Annotated in this window: 3 protein-coding genes and 1 rRNA gene; all 4 read right to left on the bottom strand. The window is 31.6% G+C overall.

All coding sequences use genetic code 11. The annotated features are described in order from the left end of the window. Nucleotides 1–70: 70 nt before the first annotated feature. The 4 genes from ACWIUO_RS13405 to rrf all read right to left on the bottom strand — a co-directional run bounded on the left by ACWIUO_RS13405 (nucleotide 71) and on the right by rrf (nucleotide 4,187). Nucleotides 71–331: a hypothetical protein gene (locus tag ACWIUO_RS13405; protein ID WP_454178390.1), complete on the bottom strand. Its 261-nt coding sequence runs from the start codon at nucleotides 329–331 to the stop codon at nucleotides 71–73. A 265-nt stretch (nucleotides 332–596) separates the two neighbouring features. After that, nucleotides 597–1,805 carry a HipA domain-containing protein gene (locus tag ACWIUO_RS13400; protein WP_454178389.1) on the bottom strand — a complete coding sequence of 403 codons (1,209 nt, stop codon included), beginning with the start codon at nucleotides 1,803–1,805 and terminating at the stop codon, nucleotides 597–599. 624 nt (nucleotides 1,806–2,429) lie between these two features. Next, complete coding sequence (locus ACWIUO_RS13395) at nucleotides 2,430–3,287, bottom strand: hypothetical protein (RefSeq protein WP_454178388.1); 858 nt, start codon at nucleotides 3,285–3,287, stop codon at nucleotides 2,430–2,432. 784 nt (nucleotides 3,288–4,071) lie between these two features. Then, nucleotides 4,072–4,187 (bottom strand): 5S ribosomal RNA (gene rrf / locus ACWIUO_RS13390). Between the last annotated feature and the right edge of the window lie 318 nt (nucleotides 4,188–4,505).

The raw sequence follows: 4,505 nt of genomic DNA, 5'->3' as shown, positions 1-4,505 counted from the left end.
TGTGAAAGGCACTTCATTCATAAGCCATAGCCATTCCACGACATTTGATATAAGGCACTGCATTCATAAGTCATAGCCATTCTTTGATATTGCGTGTGATTGCCTCGTTTTTGACTACATTGTTATTTGTAAAAATCCCTAAGCGCGATAAATCATTTTTATCGCCTTTGCCGACATAGTTGCATTTATCTTGCTTAATCAAATCCGCTTCTTTAGCGATTTCATCTAAATACGCATACAAATCCTCTAGTTTATACTTGCCCTCACGCAAGATTTTTTCCTCATCTAGCACGATTCTCACACTTCTTACGATTTTTTCATTTGCCGACATTGTTTGTCCTTTTTGTAAATTTTACAAACAAGTTTTAATGATTATGTAAATTTTAATCATAACGCATAAAGCACATAATCGCCTTGTTTGCATAAAGGCGATTATAGCACAAACACTACTTATAAAAAGGTGTTAAACATTAGCAAGTTATTTTAGCTTACAAGCATTAAGATATAAAAAGAGTAATATTATCGCCTGCGGGGTTTTGGTTTGGGTGTAGTGGTTTGAGTTTTTGTTGTTGGCTTAGAAACATTACTAGATAGCTCTATACTGATTCTCTTTGCGCAATTTTTAAACACTTATTATAGCTTTCTAGCATTTTATGTTTTAATCCCACAATGTCATTGATATGCGGTATTTTTGTTAGATTTTCTACATAAGATGGATATTTTTTTAAGTAAATATCTCGTATTTCCTCTAAGTTATGTTTTGCTTTATTAAAATCAAGTGCTAAATTATCACAAGATTGTTTAAAGTAGCTTATTTGGATTCCATTTATATGATTTTTTATCGGTAAGGCGCATTGGTTTTTTTCTAATGAATCAAACTTGCTCGCAGATTTTACAGCATATATATTTAAAATGTCATATACAGGACTTAATTGCAATTTATTGTCTTTAAACACAAAACCGATATTTTTTTTATGCAAATCGTTATTATAAAGTAAAGCATTTGCATATACAAATTTTAGAAATTGCATTTTTTGTGCAACATCTAGTCTATCTTTCAAAAATATGCTTATTTGCTCGATTGTCCCATCATATTTATCCTTACTTTTCATTAGTGAGTTTAATGATATTTGTGATAATTTGTTACCATTTTCATCTATGTCAAATCGTTTAATAATATAATGGTATTCTTGTCTGTATTTATCATAAACGATAGCATTAAAAGGTGTTTCAAACCCAAATTCTTTCATAAAACTAACATTCAAATGCTCATTGATTGGCAAATTCCAAAAACGCTCACTATTTGGCTTTAAAATAAAATCCCCATAATCCTCTTTCATAACATTATCAATAATGCTCACTTGTAGCTTATGTTGATAGCCACTCAATGAAAGATGTTGTATCCCATTTGGCTCATAAATATTTGGATTTAAATGACTTGGCACAATATCCATTATGCAAGGTAAAATATTAGGGAATTTATGCTCCAACATAATATTAGACATAATAGGTTTATCAAATTGTGTTTTATTTGCCTGCGTAGAAAAATCAAAATCCCCAATAGTATTTTTAAGATAGGGCAAAAGCTCAATAGGATTTTTAGCATTAAATGCACGAAGCATTATTTGTAAATCAATCCCCTCTGGCAAAATATCTATAATCTCTCCTACTTCATCATTCGCCAACACAAAATCATTGTTTTTGAATAGATAATACTGCCCATTTTGCACTTTTGCATAGAGTTGTCGCTGTTTGTAAATATAAGTTTCTTGTATCTCGTTTTTGTTATTTGTGATTGATGGCATATATATCCTTATTTTTCGTTTATTTTATCGTCTTAAATTTTATCGTCTTAATTTGTATCGTTTATCAAAGCATTATAGCATAAATTCTCCCCTCACAACACTAACTAATATTTTCACAAATACTACTTAAGGCGTAATGTATGGAATCGTATTTGTGCAATATCCATCGCCACCTTTTCTTATGGCGTGTCCTGTGCAACTTGTCCAAGCGTGTTCCCCATTCACGCAAGTAGTTCCTTTTGTTTTTTGATTTACCCATTCTTTGTAGTATTCACTTTCGCTTATTTTTTTAGCCGTTTGTGATTTTCTAGTGTCATAATTTTTAGTATGGATTTCATAAAATGCAATCCAATTACTTATTTAACACTAAAGATTTTGGCATAGATAGCTCGATGATAACCTCAAACACCGTGTGCATTATCCTACAAACTCGGTGGAGTAAAAAAAATAATAAATGGCGACAAACGCAAGGTGAAATTGAAGTTGATGAGAATGATTTTGCTACGCTTGCAACCACAAGCAGTGGATATAAAAACACACCGCTAAGCAAACATAGCATAAGTTTGCAAAAAAGCAAAAATCACCTAAAATGCAAGCAAACCCTTTGTCATACTTGCGCAGATTTTAGTATTTTTTCATTTCCAAGTCTCTTTTATCCAATGGCTCAAGCTCTATCTTGTAATCAGCCAAAAATTCTGAATATGGCGTATCTAAATAAGCACCAAAACCACCAACTTCAGCCTCTCTAACAAAAAAATACCCAGATATATAGCCATAAGGTATCATATTATAATCATTTGGGCATTTGTCATACTTGGGTAAATTATCATTAGAATAGTCCCAAGTGCCAATAGCCCAAGCATATTTTTTATTTTTTTGAGATGAAAAAGGAATTACAATATAGCCATACTTTCCATAATCAGCTCTATAGGACAATCCACCTTCTTCTATGTAAAATCCCTCTTGATGTCCCTCTGCTCCCATCACAAAATCAGCTATTTTACCAACCGCTGTCATATCAAACACTTCATTTCTCTTAGCAAAGGCATCTTCTATATCAATATCGGGGTTATATTCCATTCTTGGATTGTCCCCTATGTGGTCTATATAGGTATCCCCGATGCCTACTGGTCTATTTGTATGGACATACTCAAATCCATACCATTTATCTATGTGTTTATCCATTTTATAAAAAACTCTTGGAGTATCGTAGCTTGGCCTTTCTTGTTTAAGCTCTATTTCAGCCCTTTTTGGATTAAAACAATATCCAATATCAAGTCTAACAGGTTTATTTGCGTTTTTACTCAAAAACTCCCATAGCTTATCCATATCCTGCTTTGTGCGGATAAACATTGCTTTTTCGGCTATGGATTTTTTCTCCAAATTAAACACGCTTGGGAAAAATACAGCTATCAACCCCACAGCCGAAGCTATAAACCCCGCTACTGAACCTATGATTACCTTTTTTTCAAAAATTGCCATTTTGACTCCTTTTTATATGATTTTCACAGCATTTTGCATTGTGATAACGCGATAAAATCGCAAAAAATTATGCTACAAAAAAAAAAAAAAAAACGGATTTTAAATGAAGCAATAAAGGTTGATTTTATGTATTTTTATAAGTGTTTATGAGTGTTGGTTTTTGTGTAGTTTTGTGCGGTTTTATGTGATATTGTATGGTCTTGTTTGATTTTGTGTAGTTTTGTATGTTTTTATGGGATTTGTTTTGTTTGATTTTGTGTATTCTTGTGTGTTTTTGTATGTGATTTTATGTAGTATTATGTGCTTTTGTGTAGTTTTATGTAGTTTTATGAATGTTGATTTTATGAGCGTTGATTTTTGTGTAGTTTTACGAGTGTCGATTTTGTTTGGTTTTGTATGATTTTATAAGTGTTGATTCTCTGTTGTGTGAAATGTAGTTTGTGTAGAATCGTGTAGAATTGTATAAAATGTGGTTTTTGTGGGATTGAAAAGATTTTGTGTGGTGTTGTGTGTTTTTGTGTTGCGTGTTGCGGTGTTATATGTTTTTGTGTGGCTTTTTTTGTTTTTTTTTTTTTTTTTTGAATATTTATAAAAAAGTTACTATCTTAAAAATATAAGATTCTAACATTATGTTTTTAGCGTCTATGTAGGATTTTAAGAAGTTGTTATAAGTTTTGTTTGTGTTGTTTGTTTGAGAGGGGATAAAAAGAATGTGAAGCGTTTTTTAGGTGTTTTATTTTGAATGTTTTGGAGTATTAAAAATTTTTAAAAACAATTTCCCCTAACCCTGCATCGACCTACATTCCCACACTTGCAAAGTGCAGTATCATCAGCGAAGAGGAGCTTAACTGCTAGGTTCGGAATGGAGCTAGGTGTGTCCTCCTCTCTATAGACACAGGGAAAAGGGAAATAAAGGCACTTTTTTAGAATCTATTTTTTCAAATTTTGCCCTTATTTCCATTTTCCTAATGGGGAAACAACATTAAGATAATTTACAACTGCATTTTTAAAGCAATGCCAAATGCCATTGATAAATTATCCATCATTGCAATAGCCTAATCTTGCATAACAATGCAAATACAAAAACATTAAACAAATCACAGAATCTATATAGAATCTAAACCTAATTTTTTGTCTAAAAATGTCTAAAAACCACATTTACCCATTATTGAAATATTGATACACTCAATAAGGCAGTAGTAGAATACTTAAGACTTA

Source organism: Helicobacter sp. T3_23-1056 (assembly GCF_053654535.1).
Note: the sequence above shows the minus strand (reverse complement) of the source record. Positions and strands in the feature narration are given on the sequence as shown.